Source organism: Streptomyces sp. NPDC056161 (assembly GCF_042268025.1).
Taxonomy (GTDB): domain Bacteria; phylum Actinomycetota; class Actinomycetes; order Streptomycetales; family Streptomycetaceae; genus Streptomyces.
Genome location: NZ_JBHJUV010000100.1, coordinates 1 through 20,183, shown reverse-complemented (window position 1 = coordinate 20,183; position 20,183 = coordinate 1). Strand labels below are relative to the sequence as shown.

The 20,183-nt window shown below is 64.9% G+C and carries 19 protein-coding genes; 4 read left to right on the top strand and 15 right to left on the bottom strand.

Annotation, left to right across the window (positions count from 1 at the left end; all coding sequences use genetic code 11):
* Window positions 1-634: 634 nt before the first annotated feature.
* From ACFC09_RS44385 to ACFC09_RS44345, 9 genes are all read right to left on the bottom strand, one after another.
* Window positions 635-1,882 (bottom strand): tyrosine-type recombinase/integrase, encoded by a 1,248-nt coding sequence (locus ACFC09_RS44385; protein ID WP_376538594.1) that lies wholly within the window; start codon window positions 1,880-1,882, stop codon window positions 635-637.
* Between the two features lie 95 nt (window positions 1,883-1,977).
* A complete protein-coding gene (locus tag ACFC09_RS44380; RefSeq protein WP_376538592.1) occupies window positions 1,978-2,193 on the bottom strand; it encodes a helix-turn-helix domain-containing protein in 216 nt (71 codons plus the stop codon).
* Between the two features lie 266 nt (window positions 2,194-2,459).
* Window positions 2,460-4,271, bottom strand: a complete 1,812-nt coding sequence (locus tag ACFC09_RS44375; protein ID WP_376538590.1) for a DnaB-like helicase N-terminal domain-containing protein — start codon at window positions 4,269-4,271, stop codon at window positions 2,460-2,462.
* A gap of 86 nt (window positions 4,272-4,357) precedes the next feature.
* Entirely contained in the window at window positions 4,358-4,969 is a 612-nt protein-coding gene (locus ACFC09_RS44370; protein WP_376538588.1) for a hypothetical protein, read from the bottom strand.
* A gap of 13 nt (window positions 4,970-4,982) precedes the next feature.
* The gene (locus ACFC09_RS44365) at window positions 4,983-5,177 is read right to left on the bottom strand and encodes a hypothetical protein (RefSeq protein WP_376538587.1); all 195 of its coding nucleotides are present in this window, start codon (window positions 5,175-5,177) and stop codon (window positions 4,983-4,985) included.
* A complete protein-coding gene (locus tag ACFC09_RS44360; RefSeq protein WP_376538585.1) occupies window positions 5,174-5,449 on the bottom strand; it encodes a hypothetical protein in 276 nt (91 codons plus the stop codon). Before ACFC09_RS44360 ends, ACFC09_RS44365 begins: the two co-directional genes overlap by 4 nt.
* 141 nt (window positions 5,450-5,590) lie before the next feature.
* Window positions 5,591-7,708 carry a cell division protein FtsK gene (locus ACFC09_RS44355; RefSeq protein ID WP_376538598.1) on the bottom strand — a complete coding sequence of 706 codons (2,118 nt, stop codon included), beginning with the start codon at window positions 7,706-7,708 and terminating at the stop codon, window positions 5,591-5,593.
* Window positions 7,709-7,858: 150 nt separating this feature from the next.
* Window positions 7,859-8,941 carry a DUF2637 domain-containing protein gene (locus ACFC09_RS44350; RefSeq protein WP_376538583.1) on the bottom strand — a complete coding sequence of 361 codons (1,083 nt, stop codon included), beginning with the start codon at window positions 8,939-8,941 and terminating at the stop codon, window positions 7,859-7,861.
* Window positions 8,938-9,438, bottom strand: a complete 501-nt coding sequence (locus ACFC09_RS44345; RefSeq protein WP_376538582.1) for a DUF6284 family protein — start codon at window positions 9,436-9,438, stop codon at window positions 8,938-8,940. Before ACFC09_RS44345 ends, ACFC09_RS44350 begins: the two co-directional genes overlap by 4 nt.
* A 393-nt stretch (window positions 9,439-9,831) precedes the next feature.
* On the opposite strand from ACFC09_RS44345, the gene ACFC09_RS44340 reads away from it, so the two are divergent.
* From ACFC09_RS44340 to ACFC09_RS44330, 3 genes are all read left to right on the top strand, one after another.
* Window positions 9,832-10,587, top strand: coding sequence for a GntR family transcriptional regulator (locus ACFC09_RS44340; RefSeq protein WP_376538580.1), 756 nt, complete (start codon window positions 9,832-9,834; stop codon window positions 10,585-10,587).
* A gap of 1,225 nt (window positions 10,588-11,812) precedes the next feature.
* On the top strand, window positions 11,813-12,469 hold the full coding sequence (locus ACFC09_RS44335) for a hypothetical protein (RefSeq protein ID WP_376538578.1): 657 nt from the start codon (window positions 11,813-11,815) through the stop codon (window positions 12,467-12,469).
* 149 nt (window positions 12,470-12,618) lie between these two features.
* Window positions 12,619-14,403 (top strand): hypothetical protein, encoded by a 1,785-nt coding sequence (locus ACFC09_RS44330; RefSeq protein WP_376538576.1) that lies wholly within the window; start codon window positions 12,619-12,621, stop codon window positions 14,401-14,403.
* 278 nt (window positions 14,404-14,681) lie between these two features.
* Here ACFC09_RS44330 and ACFC09_RS44325 read toward each other — a convergent pair whose 3' ends face one another.
* The 5 genes from ACFC09_RS44325 to ACFC09_RS44305 form a co-directional block, all read right to left on the bottom strand.
* Window positions 14,682-15,056 carry a hypothetical protein gene (locus ACFC09_RS44325; protein ID WP_376538574.1) on the bottom strand — a complete coding sequence of 125 codons (375 nt, stop codon included), beginning with the start codon at window positions 15,054-15,056 and terminating at the stop codon, window positions 14,682-14,684.
* Window positions 15,053-15,400, bottom strand: coding sequence for a hypothetical protein (locus ACFC09_RS44320; protein WP_376538572.1), 348 nt, complete (start codon window positions 15,398-15,400; stop codon window positions 15,053-15,055). Before ACFC09_RS44320 ends, ACFC09_RS44325 begins: the two co-directional genes overlap by 4 nt.
* Before the next feature lie 106 nt (window positions 15,401-15,506).
* Entirely contained in the window at window positions 15,507-15,809 is a 303-nt protein-coding gene (locus ACFC09_RS44315) for a hypothetical protein (protein ID WP_376538570.1), read from the bottom strand.
* Between the two features lie 26 nt (window positions 15,810-15,835).
* Window positions 15,836-16,132: a hypothetical protein gene (locus tag ACFC09_RS44310; RefSeq protein ID WP_376538568.1), complete on the bottom strand. Its 297-nt coding sequence runs from the start codon at window positions 16,130-16,132 to the stop codon at window positions 15,836-15,838.
* Window positions 16,122-16,673: a bifunctional DNA primase/polymerase gene (locus ACFC09_RS44305; protein ID WP_376538566.1), complete on the bottom strand. Its 552-nt coding sequence runs from the start codon at window positions 16,671-16,673 to the stop codon at window positions 16,122-16,124. The genes ACFC09_RS44310 and ACFC09_RS44305 overlap by 11 nt, the downstream gene beginning before the upstream one ends.
* Window positions 16,674-17,067: 394 nt before the next feature.
* On the opposite strand from ACFC09_RS44305, the gene ACFC09_RS44300 reads away from it, so the two are divergent.
* Window positions 17,068-18,339: a hypothetical protein gene (locus ACFC09_RS44300; RefSeq protein ID WP_376538596.1), complete on the top strand. Its 1,272-nt coding sequence runs from the start codon at window positions 17,068-17,070 to the stop codon at window positions 18,337-18,339.
* Between the two features lie 649 nt (window positions 18,340-18,988).
* Here ACFC09_RS44300 and ACFC09_RS44295 read toward each other — a convergent pair.
* Window positions 18,989-19,915 (bottom strand): phosphotransferase, encoded by a 927-nt coding sequence (locus ACFC09_RS44295; protein WP_376538564.1) that lies wholly within the window; start codon window positions 19,913-19,915, stop codon window positions 18,989-18,991.
* Between the last annotated feature and the right edge of the window lie 268 nt (window positions 19,916-20,183).

Here is a 20,183-nt window from a genome sequence, read left to right as displayed (position 1 = left end):
CCCGGAGAACTGGCGAGCCTCCAACGGAATCAGGCCCCCCACCTGCACATTTAGGATCGATGGAGGGCCTGTCGCGGGTTACTGGGCCGTCTCTGGGCCGTCAGGAGGTTGCAGCGCTCCTACTGGCGCGCAAGCATCCGCTCGTAGAGGACCAGAAACGGCGCGACGTATCCGGATGCCTCGGCCGTAGTGACCTGGTGTGTGCAAATGAGAGTGGCTCCCGCTACGAGGGTACTGACGTAGGCGAGGCACATTGCCCAGGCGGGCGGGCTGCTCGGCTGGCAAACACACGGCTGGTGTCCCATAATGCTTATGGCTCCTGTGCTCTCTGAAGGACATGGGGACCACGGTCATCCGCATCAATTCCTTCCCCAAGGCGCGCGGATGGCCTTTGACTTGGTGCATACGCACGTCGTCGGGCGTCAGTGATTGTGCCCCACCGGCCCACGCCTCCGCAAACCCGGATTCCATCGATCTGAAGGAATGGCCTAGGCCGTTCCTTTGAATGCCGGATTCGATCCGGCATTCATCTAGGAATCTTAGGGAGTGCGCCTTCGATCTGATACCGACCGAGCTCGGTGTCAATGGCAATGCCGGATTGAATCCGACCCCTCTCGGAATCCCTCTCGGAGTCCTAGGAGTCGCCTTCGGTCTGATGCCGACCGAGCACGGTGTCAACGGCAATGCGGGTGCGCTCTTGACTACTGGGCATGAGGTGCGCGTACACCCGCAGTGTCAACGCCGGGTCGGTGTGCCCGAGGTACTGACTAACGGCCTTGACGCTCTCCCCGGCGTCCAGCAGCACCGAGGCGTAGAAGTGCCTCAGCGCATGCATGCCGTGTTCGCGCGCCGACTCGTACTTGCCGTCCGGCCCGGCGTCCGGGATGAGGCCGGCGACTGCCAGCGCGCGTTTCCACTCCTGGATGTTGAAGTTGCTGCGCCACACGACCCCACTCGCGGTGTTCGTGAACAGGAGACGGGCCGACACCTTCGGGCCGTCCGGCTTCCGCCACGGCAACGTGATCTCAACGGGCTTGAAGGCGTCCATGTGGACGCGCAGAGCCTTCGCCACCGACGACGGCAGTGGTACATCCCGCTCCTTGTTGCACTTCGGCGGGGCGAACACGGCCTTCCCTCGGATGAGCTTCACTTGCCGGACCACCCGCAGGATGCCGCCCTCGAAGTCGAGCGCATCCTCAGCGAGCCCCACGATCTCACCTTGGCGGAGTCCGCACCCGGCGCCCGTGTCCACCATGGTCCGGTACCGCTCGGGGAGTGCGGCGCGGACGGCTTGCACCTGGGTGGGCAGCCATGGCACGACGCGGCGACGTTCAACGGTCGGCGGCCGGACGGATTTCGCAGAGCACGGGTTTCGGGGCAACAGGCCGTCGTCGACGGCCGCGCTCAGCACGGCTCGAACGTCGCCGTAGATGTTGCGCGCATACGCGCCGCTCACCGCGGGGTTCGCCTCCAGCGCGCTCGTGAGTTCACGGATGTGCTCGGGGCGGAACGAGTCCAGCGGTCGCGTGCCGACGATGGGGAACGCGTGCAGGCGCAGCCGCTGTTCCGCGACGATCTGGCTGGACATGTCGGCGGTGTGGGTCTTGAGCCACTTCTCGGCGTAGGTCTTGAAGGTGATCCGGGCCGCGCGCGGGTCGATGTAGTGGCCGCGCGACATGTCGGACGCGGTGTTGGTGAGCCACTTCTCAGCCAGGCGCTTCTGTCCGTCGGGGAAGCTCTTGGACTTCTCGGTGCCGTCGGGTCCGATGTACCGGGCGCGGTAGCGCAGGCCGTTGCCGTTGCGGTCGGTCTTGACACGGATGGTCTTGCCTGCGGCGTCGGTTTCGGTCTTGTACCAGCGGTCTTGGATGTGGCCGGCCATGAAAAGACTTCCCTTCGGGACGGTCGGGTTTCAGGGGCAGCAGGAAGCCCGGGAACGGCCGTTCGGCCGTCCCCGGTGGGGTGTGGAGGGGGGCGTTACGCGGTGTCGTCCTCCATGCGGTCAGCGATCCATCGGCTCACCGCGGCGGGGTCGTAGCGGAGGTGCCGCCCGACTCTGAAGCCGGGCGGGCCCGTCCTCTTCCGGCGCCACTGGTAGACGGTCTCCAGCGGCACGCCCAGGAGCGCGGCCAGGTCTTCGGGCGTGAGGTAGCGGTCAGGGAGTGCTGTTGTGGCGGGGTTCGGGGAAGGCATGGGGCGGGAACTCCTGGGGCCGGAGTACGGATCGGGGGCCGGAGTACGGTCGGGTCGGTTCGGAAGCCAGGGGCAGGCGCAAAGGGCGCTAAGGTCGGAAAGCCGCCTGGGCTGGTGTTTTGCGCGGTCGCTAAGGGCGTGGAAAGCGGGGCGCCAAGGGCTCGTGGTCAGGGCGTGCGGGGCTTACCGCCCGCTTCGTGGCGCACTTCTCGCCCCTGCGGTCTCCGCAGGTCAGTGTGCTTTCCGCCCTTTGCGCCCTTCCCGTCTCAGACCGCGTAGGCGAGGACCGTCGTTGGCCGTCCCCGGGTGGCTCGTTGGCGGCGGGTGTATCCGGGTTGTTCGAGCAGTGCGGCCATGAGCCGTTCGCGCTCGGCCTTGCGGTCGTTCTTGAACAGGCGGTGGATGTCGTTGCCGGTCAGTCCCTCTGCACCGGCCTTGCGGACTGCGGCGGCGAGTTTGTCGAGCTTGGGATCACCCGAGCCGGAGCCGACCAGGTGAGCCGCTGTGGCGTGGGCGTAGTTGATCAGGTGCCAGGCCGCGCGCATGTGATCTTCCTGGATCGTGTCGCCCTGGTCGCACAGGGCGTAGATCATGGCGGCGCGCAGAGCGTAGGGGGCGGCGCGGGCCGTGAACTCGGCGAGTGCTCCGCTTGCCGTGTCCTCGGTGAGAGCGGGGTAGATCTCGTCCCGGTAGAGCGCTCGTGCGGCGGCGCTGATCTTCACCTCGTCGACCTTCGCGGCGTCATTGAGCACGGTCCGCCAAGCGTGCGCGAGGTTGTCGATCAGCTGAGGGTCTGCTCCTCGGGACTCGGGGAGGATCAGGTTGCGGTGGCAGAAGATCGGCAGGAACCGGTTGTACGTCCCGCCTGCCATCTCCGAGTCCTGCATCTTCGCCCGGAACTCGTCCGGGGTGATGTGGCCGAGGATCGCGATGTGCGGGTTCGTGGCCTTCATCGAGTTGCGGACCATCGAGCCCAGATCTTCGCCGTCCCATGCCTGCCGCAGAACGCCCGGAAGGCTGCTGCCCTCGCGTCGTCCACGGCTCATGGTCACGGCGTATTCGGACTCGACCACCCAGAGCCGCTTGTCCAGGCTGGCCGGGGACGCGCCGTCGCTGTTGTCGTCCTTGACGTACTCGATCAGTCCTTCACCGGAGTTGAGGCCACGGGGTGTGTGGTCCGGCCCGAAGAAATCCGGGAAGGCGGTGGCCAGGGGCCGTTTCGCCGTCGATGTCGCCGAGCCTTTGCGGCCGGCGGAGGTGGCGCCGACGGTGAGCGCCCAGAGCAGCGCCGGATGACGGTCGTTGCCGATCCACAGATGCGGGCGACGGCCGATGATGGCTCCGGCCGCGGACATGAGGTTCACGAGCACGGCCACCGGATCGGCCTCGGTGGTCGGGTCCAGTTCCCGCACGGTTTCGCCCAGCCAGCCGCAGAACACGGCCGGGTGCGGGGTGGGTCCGGGCCGGTGCGGGCGGCGAAGGTCGGGCGCAGGGTCGTAGAGGGGGTTCGGCACGGTGCCCGTGGGGGATTCCTCGGCCGGGCTGCTGAGCAGAGTGGAATGCTCCGGTGCGGCAAGTTCCCTGACGTGGGTGACGGCCACGGCGCCGACTTCTTCGGGGTCGGCGCCTGGTGCTGAGGCCCACTCCACGAGGCGGGTGCCGTGCTCGACCAGGCGCCGGAGCCTTGCTTTGCCGCGCACGATCTCGGCGTAGTACTCGGCGTTCGCCGCGGTGGGGACCGCATCGACGAGACTGTGCAGGTATGAGGCTCCGCCGATGCGGGTGAGGTCACCGCGCGTGGACAGTTCCGCGCTGAGGATGATGGGGTCCACCGGCTGCCCTGCGTGGTGCAGGTCGCAGATCGCGCGGTGAATGGACTCGTGGGCTGGGCGGTAATAGTCGCTCGGGTCGAGCACGTTCACCACTTCACCGATGGCGTCGGCCGAGAGGAGCATGCCGCCCAACACGGCCTGTTCGGCTTCGATGTCCTGCGGCGGCAGGCGATCGGTGAATGAGCCGTCCACCGCGTAGAGGCTGCGAACGCGGGATTGGGGCGGCGGGTGGTGCTCGGATGCCATGCTGGACTTCTCCTGTTTCTGTGCAAGGGAACGGAGAGGCGGGGGCGGTCGCGGTCTTTGGCGAGAGGCGACCGCCCCCGGTGACGTCACGTGTGGTTGTCGTGGGCGGGGAGTGCGGGTAGCCCGGCGGTTTCCAGGGCCTTGGGGTCGAAGCCGGGCAGCGCAGCGCGGGCGGTGAGTGCGGCGGCGAGTTGTCCGGCGTAGGCGGCGCCGGTGCGAGCCACCTCGATCTGGGCGGTGGCACGGATGGTCTCGACGCGTTCGACGTGGGCGTGTTCCGCGTGGCGCTCGGTGAGGCGCCGCTCGTGGGTGACGCGTTCGCGCCTGTCGGTGCGCCAGTAGCGGGCGGCGAGTCCGTAGGCGCCGGCGGTGGCCATGGCCCACAACAGCAGTGGCAGGGGCAGCCGGTCGGCGTATCCGGCGACTCCGGCGAAGGCGAGCGCCCCGGACGTGGCGAACGCGGTCCCGGCGATGGTGCTGTCCCCGGCGCGGCCGACGCTCGCGCACGCGCCCGCCGCGGCGGCGCCCAGGGACAGAGCGGTCATGAGTACGGCGTCGCCGACGGAGTGTTCGGCGCCGTTGGCGTTCCAGATGCGGGCCAGCGCGAGCACGGTCGTGGTGGCGAGGGCGGGCGCGGCCTTTGGCACGGCGATGACGAGCCAGTGCCGCGCGACGATGGGTTCGCTGGGTTCGTTCACGAAGGTTCTCCCGTCAGTGGCCGAGCTGGGACAGAAACCGGGCGAAGGACGCCACCAGGTCGCGAATGGGTCCGTAGGCGCCGGTACCGGCGGTGAAGAAGCCGAAGAGGAACAGCAGGACGGCGGCACCCGCGCCGGTCGACTTGGTTTTGACGGCGACGACGGAGGCGAGACCGAACAGCAGCACGGCGGAGAAGGTGAGGATCATCGGAAGCCTTCCGGGCGGTGGGTGTCGGTCCCGGCGCGGTAGATGCGGGCCCAGCGGTTGTAAAGCCAGCGGCCGGTGCGTATGCGCTTACCGGTGGCGTGGCAGCGGCGGCAGTCCTTGCCGCGCTTCAGCCGTCCCTTGCGGTCGGTCTTGAGCGCGTGGCCCATGCCGCGGCACTTGCGGCAGTTGCCGAAGGGCGAGGCAGCGCACAAGGCGGAGTAACACAGAGTTACACCGGGAATCAGGGTGATAGCGAGCAGGGCGGAGGCCATGACGGGCCCTTCCAGGCGGTTTCCAGGGGTTTCCGCAGATGGGCCGCTATCCGCTAGCGGCCTGATCAGATGAGGTTCGGGGCGCTAGCGGGGCCGCTAACGTTAGCGGGGTGTGCCGCTAGCGCTAGCGGCCCCGAGCGGTCAGCCCGCGTGCCGTTTTCCGTCACGCTCCGCAATCGCGGTGACGATGTGGGACCGGTCGATACCGCGCCGGTTGACGACCTTGCCGTTGATCCGACGGCCCACCTGGAGCGTGGAGACGCCGTGCGGCTTCAGAGCCGCAGCCAGGGATTCGGGATCCCATCCGTCGTAGACCTCGGCGCGCAGCTCGGCGAGCCGGGCGACGACGGTTTCGGACCACACCTTGGGCTCGTCGGCGGGGACCACGGCGAGGATGTCGCGCAGCAGGTCGTACGCGCTGGACTCGTCCTTTTCCGGTTCTTCGCCAAGCGCGTGACCGGAGAGCGTGCCTGCCAGTTCGCGCGCCGTGCGGGCACGGGCACCAATGGCCTCGGCGGCCGGCGCGTCCACGTACACCCCGCCGACGATCCGGGCGTCCGCCCCTTCGCCGACGAAGTAGTGAATGCCCTTGTCAGCCCAGCTGAACATGGTGGCGCGCACACCGCGCTTGTAGGCGGAGGTGCCCAACACCATGTCGTTCTCCAACTGGCCCATGACCTTCAGGCAGAACCGGGCCGACGCGTTCGCGCTGATGCCCGTGGGCAGCGCCTTCGCGTCCGGCCGCTGCGTGGCCAGAAGCAGAACGATCCCGGTTGCGGGACCGCGTTTGACCAGGTCGGTGCAGATCTCTTCGAGTTCCTTGCCGTACTTCTCGTGCTCGAACCAGACCTGGCACTCATCCACCCCGACCACGATCGGGTGCAGCCCCAGCGACTTCTTGTCCGCCAGTTGGGAGGTCACCTTGGACTCGGGGCAGACATCCCGTGGCAGGGCACGGATCACCTTCGCGCGGCGCCGCAGTTCATCGCGCAGCGCCCGCAGGTCCCGCACCGCGTACTCGATGTCCTCTTCCTCGTCCCCAGCGCAGTGCCGGTGCGAGACGGCGTTGCCGACCGGGTCGAGGTCGCCGGTGCCCTTCAGGTCGTACGTGTGCAACTCCGCACGCGGGTCCAGGGCGGCGATCAGCAGGAGCAGGCGCAACAGGAACGTCTTGCCCATACGAGGGATCGCGCCGATGACGGCCGCGATGTACATGAGCGTGATCTCCACCCAGCGCCCGCGCTGGTCGGTCCCGAACGCCACCGGCTTGAAGAGATCCACACGGCCCGACTTCAACAGCGGCCAAGTCGGCTTCCTGGCCTGCGACATGTCCTGATCACCGACCCACAGCACCAGGTGTCCGGTGTGCTCGTTCGGTACCGCTTCCGGCCAGACGCAGCCCAGCGGGCGGCGAAGGCCCGAGGCGAGACGTTCTCGCCGCTCGATGATGTCGGTGACCGTCACGCCGAAGGGGAGGTTGCCCTCCGCACGCCAGCCGGGACCGTCACGGGTGATCGGAGCGGTGAACTCGAAACCATCCCGCCCCTTGCCCTGCGCCTGATTGATGGCCGGGATGCCCAGCGAGCCGAGCGCCCGCAGCACAACGTCACTCGTGAGCTTCGTCGCCCTGGGCAGCTCCACCGCCCGGTGGATGACCGGGTCATCCGCACGGCGGCCGGCGAACCCGAGCGCCATCACGACCGCGTTCACCGAGACCGCCTGAAGCCAGTCAGGGGCGAGCACGTACATGGCGAGTGCGGCACCGAGCCCGGTGAACATCGCCAGCACCGTGACAAGAGTGCGCAACCGGACCCGCCCATCACGCTGCCGCGACAGCTTCAGATACTCGGCGGCATCCTCGCGCCGAACGGCGGCGAGCCGTACCGGCTCCCCCTCCTTGTCAGCAACCCATCGCATGGTCCCGCCGACGAACTTCCCCGCACCGGAGGGAGCTTGAAGGGCCAGGCGGGCAGCGTAAACCGGGGCGCGCATGACGTGATAGCCGGCAGTGTGCGCGTAGTGGCGTGCCACCCAGCCAGCGGCCGTCTTCAATTCCGCCGTGGACTTCAGCCACTCGGGAATGACCGGACGGCGCTTCGCGGCGAGCAGCCGACCCAGGTAGCCCGGCCCGTCCGGGCCGGCCGGCTGGTCGACGGTCACGCGGGCGGCTTCGGGGCGGGTGTTCGGGTCGGCTGCCCTGTCGCGGGCCGATCGTGCCTTGCCCAGGTCGACGACGTCGGCCCCCGACTCGGAGGCCATGTCCGCTTCGAGCCGTTTGAAGAGTTCGTGTTCCTCTTCGTGGTTCACTGAGGTTCCTTCCTGGAACGGGGAGGAATGCGGGGCCCGGCCGCTGCTTTGGTCGGTTGAGACCGGGCCCCGCGAGACTGCTGTAGCTCGTGGTTGAGGTGGCTACTGACGGCCACCGGCGCCGGCGGCGGCCATCGACCGGCCGCTCTCGTTCTGCTGGGCTTGCTGAGCTTGTTGGGTGGCTCGCTGCGCTTCGACAGCCTTGATCTGCTTGCGGCCCCACCCTTCGGTGAAGCCGAATTCCCTGCCCAGGGCCTTCGGCCCGATGGGGCGTCCCGCGTCGAGAGATTCGGCGTACGCCTGCTGCGCACGCTGCCGCTTACGCTCGGTCTCCGCTTCGTCGTACGCCCGTCGAGTCAGCGCACGCGCGCTTGCCGAGTCAGGCGTACGACGGCTCTCCGCTCGCCTTTTCACGGACGGCGTACCGTCCGTGACCTGTGCGTACGACGACACCGGTCGCTGCGCATCGGGCCACTGTTCCGGCGCGTGCGAGGGCGTTCGTGTGTTCTGCGCACGCTCGCGTACGGGCGTGAGTTCGCCGAGCTTGAGCAGCACCCGCGTACGCCTGGGAGCCTTCCAGCGCCACCCCCTGCCGAACTCTTCCCGCAACTCGGCACGCGTGAGCAGACGCTGACGCTCACAGTCGAGCGCAGCGGCGTACGAAGTGATCTCCCACAGCGTCATACGGCGCCACAGAGCGAAGGTGGAGGGAAAGGCGAGAAGCCACCGGGAACGCCGGATCTTCTCCAGCCGACGGCCGGTCACCGCGCCGATCCGGACCGCGTAGACGTGAGCGGCCACCTCGGACAGCACCACCCACAGAAGCGGCATGGTGCCGTGCGCGATCTTGGCGGACAAGGATTGCCCGGCTGCGACGTTGAGCCAGCACGTCACCCCGGTGAGCCCCCACGGAACCCAGCGGACCCAGGCCAACGGCATGTCCGTCCGGATCAGCAGCAGATTGACCAGTGTGAAGACCGGAACGGCGGTGTCGATGCCGATCGGCAGCATTTGGGGAACGGAGAAGCCCCAGCGTGCCCCGGCCGCAGAGACGGTGTCGAACGAGGACGCCAGCCCGATTCCGCCGACGCCGACACCGAGCCCGGCCGCGCCCACCAGCAGAGCCTTTTCCGGCCCGCTGAGCGGCGGCGCCGGAGGCTTCGACTTCCCGAGCATGACGGTCATGCGGCACCTCCGCCGACGCCGACGGCGTCTGTGCCGGACTGCTCGGCGGCGTAGAGGTACCTGAACAAGGCCATCTGCAATTCCAGCAGGTCACGGCCTGCCGTTACGGGCGGGAATTCGTGCTCCTCAAGAACCTTGGCGACGTCAACAAGGAGTCCGAAGGAGAACCGCGGGTCCTCTCCAGCCGCCGGCGGTGGCAGAGGGTACCGGCGGGCCCCGGCGATCACGGTCACCGCGGCTGCCTCCCGAGCAGCCTTCCGCTGCTCGGCGGCCAGACGCCGGCGCTCCTCCAACAGTCGCCGTTCCGCTCGTCGAAGCCTCCGCTCGTCGAGGTGGGAGCGGACACGGCCCAACGCCGTGATCTCCGCGTCAAGCAACTCGATTTCCGCTTCGATCACGGGCATTTCACGCTGGATGTCCGCAAGCTCCGCAGCGGTCGGCTCGCGGTCGGCCCGGGATGCTGTAACACCGTCCTGACCAGCATCGATGTACGGCAAGGGTCTACCTCTCTCATAGGGACGGCCCCGTAGGGGCGGCTGCTCTCCGGCCAAGGACTGGCAGCCGCCCCGAGGCGTCTTATGGACCACGGGTCATGTGACGAGCGGTCATGACCCCCGACGCGCTGGGCGCATCGGGGACCAAAATCACTCGCGTTCTTCAGCGCGCTCTTGAGCTGTCAAAGATCAGCGGTGTCCGACGGCCCGTTGACGTGCGACTACGTCGCCTTTCCCGGTCTCCTCCGGCCCACGGAAGCCACTTCCCTACGGGTCGGCTTCCACCCGTAGTACGGGCTTGGCTCACAACAATGCATCCCGTAGTACGGGTTGTCAAGGTGGTTGTTATGAGGGACGCTGTACGGGCTACGGACCAGAGCGAGCAACGGAGGGAACATGCCGCCCAGCAACACCCCGGCCAAGTACCGGCAGATTGCCGATCACCTGCGGCAAGGCATCCTGGACGGCACCTATCCCGCAGGTCAGCCCCTCCCGTCGGAGGAAGTCCTGGCCAAGCAGTTCGGGGTGACACGCCCGACGGTGCGGCAGGGGATCGCCGAGCTGCGGGCGGCCGGCCTGGTCGAGGTCATGATGGGCCGGGGCATGTTCGTCCGCTCACCGCACAGCCGCCCCAGTCTGACTAGGCCGCGCGGCGTCCGGCGTGAGGCTGACGGTCGCTACGCGGAGGCGGACGGCCTGCGCTGGGAGAGCGCAGAGGAACCCACCGCCACACGCACGGACGCGCCACTCGCACTGGCTGATCTGCTCCGTATCCCGCCGGGTGAGCCGATGTACACCTACGCCGCGCTGGAGACCGCCGAACGCGGACGCCTGCGCCAACTCCACCGCACGTACGTCCCGTTCTCTGTCCTGCTCGACACCAAGTACGAGAACGAGGCGCCTCCGCCGGCCCCATACCTCTACACGGCACTGGCCGAGCTGGGCCACGAACTCCACTTCACCGAGTACCTGCGCACCCGGATGCCGCTCCCGGACCAGGCCCAGACGCTCCGGCTACCCGACGGCGTGCCCGTCCTCCACATCATCCGCGTGACGCTCGGCGAGATCGGCAAGCCGCTTGCCTTGGAGGAGTTTCACGTACCAGGTGATGACCTGGAACTTTCCTATCCGCTTGATGTCGGGGGCCGATGACGGTGCGCTCACGGCCCTGCACATCGTTCGTGTATGAGCGATCGAAGCGCAGGGCTGCGGTCCGTTGTCAGTGCTCCTTGCTAGCTTGCCTGGTGGGGTGAGACCGGTCAGAGAACCTTCGAGGTCCGCGGTCAAGGGGGGTGGGCATAAAGGTCCCCGGGAGCCACCTCGGGACTATGTTGCAGGCCATGGATCCCCACCCCCTCATCCCCCTGATGGGAGCGGCATGCATCGGCGAGAGCCCAAGACGCCTTCCCCCTGTGTTGGTGAGGTGATCGGCCAGGGCCAAGGGAGTCCAACTGCGTTCATGGGCGGTTGGCCGTCCGGGTAAGGACGGCTACGGGTCACGAAACCTGAGACGGGCTGGCCGAGAATCGGTCTTGTCCCGTGGCTGGGACAGCGACGGCCCCTGTCGCGATGCACGCGAGAGCGAGGCAAGCGGCGGCGTCTGGCCACGGGCAATGTGTCCAGCTTTTCTCGACGACAGCTGAGCGCTGGCCCTCTGACGGCGGATCAAAGTGATCCACTTGGTGGTCTCCGTCTGACTCTGGCCTTGGTGATCAACCGGGTTGGTTTTTCGACGCAGTCGCCTCAACCCTGGCCGCAACTGCCATGGATGGGCCGTGCTACCCCGTTCGTGGCATCCATCCGGCCATCTTTGGATAGCGATCTTCCACGCCTCGGCTAGACCTTCTAGGCTCTAAGTGGCCGCTTCGTTCGGTTCGCAGCAATAGGGGGAGGAACATGGGTGGGCCTCTACTGATCCTTCTCGGGGCCCTCGGTGGATCCTTGCGAGGGTTAATCGGCCTCTACAACTCCGCCATGCTGTGGCAGTCTGCGCGACGGAATTTCCGGTTGAACTCGACGCAAGAGACCCAGGAACCTCCTTCCTTCAGGGAATATTTCGATCCTCTTGCTGACTCTATAGCGGCACTGCTCCATACTATTCTTGGGGCTGGTACGGCGTTCCTTCTTGGAATTTCTGGACAAATAACCGGCACCTATGCTGCCGTAGTCGTCGGAATATCAGCCCCAGCCCTGCTAACTCAACTAGGTAGTTTGCAGCCAGCCAGTGATGCGGTAGGCGGTGGGGATATCTCGCAAAGTGTACGTGGACACATAGCCGTTCCACTGCAAGTGGACACAGTAATGCAGCGGTCTGGGATAGTCTCGGACGGGCCGCAAGTTTCCCCGGAGCGCTCCGCAACAGGAACGGAGTAGCAAGGTGTCCGCATTAACCGCCGCACGTAAGAGCATACGTCGCACCCTAGGTATCAAAGGTTCAGCAACTTCCGCTCCGCGAAACGCTGAGTGGTACAACCTTTCTCCAGCAAGAAGGATAATTGCAGCCACTCTTGGAATTTCGGTAGCTGTAGATTCACGAAACGCGGATCGCATCAAGCCTGTTGATGCGTTGACGGAGAGTAAAAACATAACGCTGGAAAGTCTTGGGCTGCGTAATTCGTCAGCGGAAGTTTCTGAATCCGGGGCCGTCAGCTATGTGCGTAGTCGGTTGGATATTCTGTTCGAAATCTTGACCTCGGCTGCCGATCCGAATAGCGGCGTTCCCTTCATGGGGGGAATTTACCTAAATGCAGCGCGTCGGTACATATGGCGGCTACGTGAAGGGCTCGCGGAGCAACGCCTTGAGAAATCTGAAGCACTTAGGATAGTTGGCCTGATCGAGCATAATCTTCGTGAGGCCGAGAAATTGCATCGCCGCCAAAGTGGACTACCGCTCGACGAGGTTACTCGAAACTATATTGGCGACTTGGTGGAACTGGGCAACGACATAACGGGGCAGGGGACGGAACTTCGGCAGTTGATCATTCGGCTATTCGATGAAGCAGAAGAGTCAACTCGCCTGATTCCGAGCCAGTAGACGGGAGTTCCATGCCTAAAAGAAAGAATAAACCAAGGAAGCCGAAGCGCAGGAGTGACAGGCCAGCTTCTCAGCATTGGAGCATACCGCCAAAGGGTGCAGTTCAGGGTGGCACTCCTGAGGCAAGTAATCTAGTCGCTGATGCTCTTATGGACAACAAAATGGCCTGCCGAGCTACCTACTTGAGCGATCCAATTTTTGGCATGGCGCCATTCATGCAGAGTGCGGAAGAGGATATTCCGGTCCTACTTTTCGAGCCTGCAAAAATCATAGCAGTGAAGGATACTCGTACTGGAACTGTCCATGAAATGCGAACCGAGCGTCTGGTCATGGGCGGGTTTCAAAGGCTTAGTGGAGGACTCTGGAAGCTCGAAGTGATCGAAGGCTGGGGAATCTATCGCACCAGCGCCTCCGTGCTTCTGCGTGACCCAGAAGGTGACGTAGCAGCAGAAGGAGATCTCACTCTAGATCCAAAGTGGGTGTCAGACGTCGCCAGTGCCGGGTACGCCGTCGTGCTGCAAGGGGCACCCCTTGGTGTACGCATTCCTCCAGGCCGTAAAGCGATTGACTACAGCGACCATGAACGTGCCCTTGAGTTTAGACGGGCCCGTTACAATGGAATACTTGCAGGCGGAGTTGTTAAATGGGGTGGCACTAATCGCGATGCCCTGAACTGGGTATTATTCCCCGCAGGTGCTTTCGGGATACCTTTTCCTGTCGCGTACATGCCCCTCTGGAATCTTGCCGTACATGGCGGTCCGGAGGTATTCGGATTTGAAAGGCTGGATAGCGGCTTTATTGGTGCGCAGGCCGCTGGGATGGTAGCCGAAGTTACGGAGACTGATCTCGACTTATTACGCCCCGCGGAGAGTGATCCCCAAATATCTTTCATCGCGGGATACCGGGATGATGCGGCCAGTTCGACCCACTCGCAATTCTCGCAATGGCGCAATTCTGCAATTCAGTGCGGCGGAATTGTTGCCATCGCCGGCCCCAGGGAGATGCCTTCGGTTGTGGGTCCCAGTTCGGGAAATAACGCCCTTGCGTGGGAGATTATTCACGATTCCTGGGGTGCGCTCGTGCCGTTAAGCGGCGATTGTCTTGTGCAGTCGATGGAAATGCGGAAGAATTTTCAGGCGAGCGGTGACACTCCGCTTGCGCAATCCATCTCCTTGTCGAACGAGCAAGCTGAGTATGCCGAAACGCTGAAAAAGAAGATGCAGAATCTTGATTCTTTCAAGATTAATGTCAGCTATGACCTTGAGGACCTCCTAGACAGAGACAGTATTTTTCGCTGGGTTACCAATATGTGGCCGGTGGCCTGCCAGACTTGCGGTGATCCGCTAGGAGTGAATGTTGATATATGTGCGGACGGCTTATTCGGTAACGGAAAAGTCCTGCTTAGCATGCACCACTCAAGCTGCCGGACTTCTGGTGTGACTCCTTCCTGTGGCGTAACCATGAAATGCGCAACTTCCTCTTACGCCATAGGTAACCTTGGTGAGAAAGATTCGCGGAAACGAAGCCGAGACGACTTACCCGTGATGCTTGTGAACCCGTCTTGCGAGCAGCTTCAGTTGCGACGGACTGATACATCATGGATTAACGCAACTCTTGAGCCGTTCAAGGAACTGGGTTTTATAGGCGGCGGAAATACTCCCCCGCCGAGAGTTGAGGAAGTCGCCGCCTATCTATACGGCGAATATCTAATTGTTCGAGTCTCTCGACGCTTCTCTGATCTACCCAAACAGGAATGGGTGATTGAGGCGCCTGAACATGTTCTCGCGCAAATTGGCAGGTTGGGGGGGCTAGTTGTTTCGCTACTAACGAAAGCTCTGCCTACTCGGCTCGGTTCCGCCGATATACCGTCGGTTTGTGGTGACCCTGAGGCGTTAATAGGGTGGGTTCCGCTGAAGGCTAGTGAATCTTCCTGACGTTGGTTTTCGACGGTTGGGACTTCGGAGTCGAACGGTGCACCCGCCCTGTGTGTTTCCAGCAACCCCGTGCCGGCCTCAGCCACGCCTCCTCGTTACGTCACGGCCGGACCCATCTCTGGGCTGAGCGTTGCCGACGTAGCTTCATGACGACAGCGATCGCTGCGCCCGGCATAGGCGCTGGCCGGGCTGGAGCGGGGCTGAGACAGGAGTGCAGCAGCTGGACAGCGCGCGGTGAGCGGAGCGAGCCGCCTTGAACCAGTGGAGAATGGTGTAACTCAGTTGGTCGGAAGGGGTCTGAAGTCGTCGACGCAGGCGGGGAGTACCCCCTGGCGGTGGGTAAGCGGCAGAAAGAGCACCGGTCGCATCGTCCACGTGATGCGTTGGCCAGCCTGGGTGACTGTGACCGTGCAGGACTCGGAGCGCAAGAGGGCGCGCCGGGTTGCTACGCGGCCCTGGTACAGCCACACCCATGCCTGGTCGGAAGCGTCCGGGTCGAGTGCGGGTGAGATGGTGCGGAGCGTGACTGCGACCCACCTGTCCGCCTGGGACGGCGAGTAGGCGTCGAAGGATGCCCGGAGTTCCGGCGGCTGGTCACCACTGAGGTCTTCAGTTCGGCACTCGCACCAGTAGCCGCGCACGAGTCCTTTCACGATCCTGCTCCTCTTGGGTACGCCACGAGCACGTAGCGGGTGTTTTCGTCGTACAGGGTGAGCTGGTAAGCCGTTCCCATGACCAGATAGGCGAGTACTCGCTCATGCTCCGGCTCGTCAGCGAGCCACTGGCGGCCTGACTGCGCATATGCGGTGTCGAGCTGGTCCGTGATGTGACTCGTACGTTCTCGAAGCCAGCGCAGCGCCAGTCGGGGAGTTGTGCCGCCCCATGACCCGAGCGTGATGGAACGGACCTCATGCAGGGGGTAGGCGGCGGCCCAGCACTGATAGGTGGCGTACTGCCCGCCCGCCTGTAAGTCTTCAGCGAAGACGGGCCTCAGCATGGACGTCCTCCTGTGCTGGCTGTGCGAAGAATTCCGTGGTGACCGGGTGGCCGCCGCCGTTGTCGCGGAGCACGCCCCGGTGCTTACGGCTGATCAGAGTCGGCCTTCAGGCCGCCGAAGCGTCGGGAAACGCCGTGTCCGAAGCCGCCATTTCCAGAGCCAGGCCCGTTGCGATGGCTTCGGCGAGAAGTTGCGCCGTCGTGGGGCGGATCGGGCCCAGGCAGACGAGCCCGTCGCCGTACACGTTTACGTCGGCTTTCAGACCAAGAAAGTCGGACTCCATGCCGAGCACGCGAAGTTGCTCGGCCAGAGCGTCAGTCGCTCGCTTGGCCTCGGCCCAGCCGCGTACGTACGGCACGGTTGGCGCCAGATCCTCCGCACGCCTTGCGATCACCCGTCGCGGATCCATCGCTCGATCACTCCAATGCACGTAGGTCAGTTCGTGTTGCGGCCACATGTGCTGTCTGCGTCCGACAGGTCACGGCGGCACTCGATCGCGCGCCGAAGCAGCTCGGCCAAGCGCTCGGCGGTTTCCGGTGACACTCGGCCCAATTCGATGAGTCCCTGCCCGAAGGCGTTGAGTTCCGCCCGGAGGTACGGGAAGTCCCGAGTCATGCCGGCCGCGGTGAGCACGTCGCGCAGGGCCGTTGTCGCGTTGCGCGCGGCGTACCACTCGTCGGTCTCGATGGGGTTCCAGTTGGCGGCGTCGTACGAGTCGTGTTCAGAGGACATGAGGCGCCTCCGTCTGGACGTCCTTCGCGTAGGCGGCCTGTACGTTCGGGTACTGCTCTCCGTACCGGTCAGCTCGGGCCAAGGTGTCGGCGGCAGCAACGAGCATGACGGCCAGGGCGACGGTCCGCAGCGGCGAAGCCTCGGGCCTGCGGAGAGGAGCATTCAGCCACTGGTAGCGGTCACCGGAGAGCGGGAAAGGACCAGGCACCACAATGTACGAGCCGTGCTCCAGGTACTTGTACTCGGGCGGGGTGTCGGTCTCCCCGGCCAGCGCGCGAGTGAACCTTGCGTGAGACCGCGTGGGGAGGAAGAAGCCCGTGCGCTTCGCGGCGTAGTCGATCACCGCAGGGCCGACCGGCATGTTCTGCCGCTCCAACTGGTCGAACGCTTCCATGCCGATTCGCTGGCTGGTCACCACGACATCGAAGAGACGGCCCGTCGGCAGCGTGTACGGCTTACGTGGATCGTCCGCCCAGCGCGCCCGGCACAGCTCCGGATCCTCTGCCACAGCGGACAGCCATTGGATGCCTCGCCGCGTCATCCTCTGCACGTCATCTCACCCCTACCGGCTTTCAGCGGCCCATCAGCCGCTGTGTGACCAGCGTCGGCCACCCCGCCCTGAGCTGGGCAGATGACGAGAGGTGACGGGGGATGACGAGTAACGGACCATCGCATCATCCCCCGTCACCGTGGTGACGTAGTCTCCAAGTTCTCCTGAGCGGCGGGAGCTTTGACCGCGTCCATCAGGGGGAATCCGAACGGCACTGCGGCCGTACTCGAATTACGGGGAGGCGAGGACTACGGGCACAGTCCAAGCGGTGGGCACTCTTCTCCGTGAGGCTCGCAAGAAACGCGGCTGGAGCCAGCCGCGCCTGGTCAACGAGCTGCGACGCATCGCGGCCCGGCACGGGCACCAACTTCCCGCCGACGCCAGCGTGAAGCGACGCATCGCCAGTTGGGAGAACGGCCACAGCGTTCCCGACGAGTTCTACGGCCCGTTGCTCTGCGAGGCGCTGGGGATGACCGCCGCAGAGCTGGGGCTCAATCACATCACCGGCCAGGACGCGGCACTTCTCGACACCAGCTATCCCGCGAGTCCTGAGGCGGCGATCGGCAACATTGACCGGCTCTGGCGGGCCGATCTCAACGGCTACGAACCTCTGATGCAGGCCGAGCCGTCCGAGCCCGCGTGGAACGAGGCATCGCTTCGGTGGCTGGTGGCCCCTGAGCCGTCCTTCCCGACGACGCAGCCGGCCAACGGCCCGCGTGTCGGGCTCGCCGACGTGCAGATGATCAAGTCCACGAGCGACATGTTCGCCCAGCTCGACGACCGGTTCGGCGGCGACCACGCCCGTCACTCCGTGATCCAGTACCTCAGCCGTGAGGTCGCGCCGCTGCTCGCCGGCCAGTACACGGAACCGGTGGGACGCGCCCTGTTCTCCACCGCTGCCGAGGCAACGCTCCTTGCCGGGTGGATGTCGTATGACGCCTGCCACCACGGCCTTGCTCAGCGGTACTTCCTCCAAGCGCTCCGCCTCGCCCAGGACGCCAACAACCGCCGGCTGGCTGGCAGCATCCTGTCAGCCATGAGCCATCAGGCGACCTTCCTCGGCCACTTCACGCACGGTGCCACCCTGGCACGCGGTGCTCTCATGGGCATCTCGGGCGTGGCAACTCCCACCCTCCGGGCCCAGTTCCACGCGATGGAGGCTCGCACCCTTGCCCGTACGGGCGATGTACGGGCTTGTGAACTTGCCCTTGCAGCGTCGGCAAAGGCGCTGGAGAGCGTGAACAGTGACGACGAGCCCGAGTGGATCACGTACTTCGATCAAGCTGAACTTGCAGCCGAGTCCGCTCACTGCTTCCGCGACGTAAAGAGCGCCAGCCAGGCAGTGGCACACGCCGAGAATGCCATGAGCGGCAGCCACGTCCGAAGCGACTTCTTCGTGACCATGGTCCTAGCTGACGCCCACCTGCATGCGGGAGAGCCCGATGAGGCGTGCCGCGTGGCGCTCGATGCCCTGGACCTGGGGGAACAGCTCAAGTCCGCGCGCTGCGTGGCCTATCTCGGCGAGTTCCGTCAGCACCTCGGGCGATTCAGTGACGTGGCTTCTGTTCAGGACTTCCATGAGCAGGCCAGGGAACACAGACTGTGGAGCGCCACAGACTCGTATAGGCCCAAGAGCTCGATCCCCTCTCAGCCGTGATCGCAGAATCAGAGCAGGGCGATTTTTCGCGAACCCTGCCCTGAGGCAGCTGCCGTAGAACAGTCTGTACGCCATGGACGGGGTTACTGGCGGAACGGTTCTGGCTCTGGCTGGTGTCCTTCTTGGGACTTCGGGCACGCTCGTAGGTCAGTACCTGGCCACGCGTGTCGAGAGACAACGTGATCGAGGGCAACGTGCGGCTTTGCAGCGTGCCGAACGTAAGTCAGCAATCGTTGACTTCCTCACTGCCGCGCAACGCGTCGAGTTGATACTTGACCGCCGAGAACTTGGTCTACTGGTCACTGAAGATCCGGCAGACGAGAAGTTGCACGATCTGTGGCTGGCAAAGAAGACATTAGAGCTGACCTGTTCGCATGAGACAGCTCAGGCTGCCCAGGATTACACCCAGGCGCTACACATTCGTATGCGCGGCGCCGTTCCACCTCAGGGGGAACCCACGAAGCGTGAGTATCGTCATTCTTTCATGGAGGCGGCACGGAAAGCCTTGGATAGTAGTGGCCCGGGAATTGTGAGATAACTCCCGTATTGGTCACGCTGCTCATCATGATCGAGATCGCCACGGGAGCCGTAGGCAAGAGGTCTCTCAGTGAGCACCTACGCTCCCCAGCTCAGCCCGACCTGCAAAAACCTAGAAAGGCTGCCAGTCGTGCCGACGGTCGCCGCTCCTGATCTCAGCCACACGATGCGTGAACTCCTCCGCGGCCTTCTCGCTCGCAGCGCCCTGGTGCCCCATCCACAGCGTCATCATGAGTTCACGGATATCGCCCAGCACCTTGTAGCCCGGCCAGTTCATGACGTCGAACCCGTAGTGGTGAACAAATCCCTCGTACTGCGACCGATCGTGCCAGCCGTACCGGTCGTAGAAGATTGCCGTCTGGATGAGATCCCACTCGCGCGGAGCGAGGGTGAAGCCGTCGAGGTCGCTCAGGATCGCTTGGCCGTTCCGGTGGCGGAGGATGTTGCCGATGCTCGCGTCCCCGTGGATCATCCCGAAGGGGAGCACGAAATCCAACCGGTCGTACTCCTTGCCGAGCTTTTCGGCTCGTTCCTCCAAGAAGGTCCGGTCGTCGTCCGTGACGCCGTTCAGTTCCCCGAGGCTTGCCGTGACCTTGGCCATCGGGTCGTAGTAGGGGAGACCGAGTGACTGCGGTTCTTCGAGCCAGTGCAGACGGCGGAGGAGGTCGCCCAGCTCGGTCACGGTCGCGTACTCTTCGCGGTCCTGGGCGCTCTCCCAGTAGGTGACGACTCTGCCCCCGATCACGAGCGGTTGGCGGACGCCGGGCAGTACACGGGCGGCAGGAAAGTCGTGCTCGGCCAGCCAGTGGGCCACGCCTACAGCCCGGTCCATCTCCAGCAGAGCGTCAGGGTTACGTGCGATGCGGACGATGACGGGGGTGTGGGCGAGCCGGTACACGGCGTTTGACCCGAGCCTCAGCAGCTCGGCATCCGCCGGATCGAGCCCAGCCTGTCGGCATGCCTCCCTGAGAACGTCTTCCGCTGCCTCCGCCGTGAACGGCGTCACGCTGCCCTGTGTGTCTCCGTCGCCCGACATCATGGGGCCGACGCTACCGCCAGCATGGGCCGGGCCGACAGACGGCCCGTCGTGGAAGGATGTCCCATGCCCTTGGCCAGGCTCGGAAAATGCAGGTCACAGGCGTGCGGGCAGTGCCTTGCATCGCTTCCGCCGGGCCGTCTGTGGGCCGTCCGAGGGCGGCCGACAGCGACCGGGAACGACAGACAACGACCACCGTGCGGGCTTTCCGCCGCAGGTCACCCGACTGGATCTGCGACACTGATACGGCCATGCCTAATCCCGGAGAACT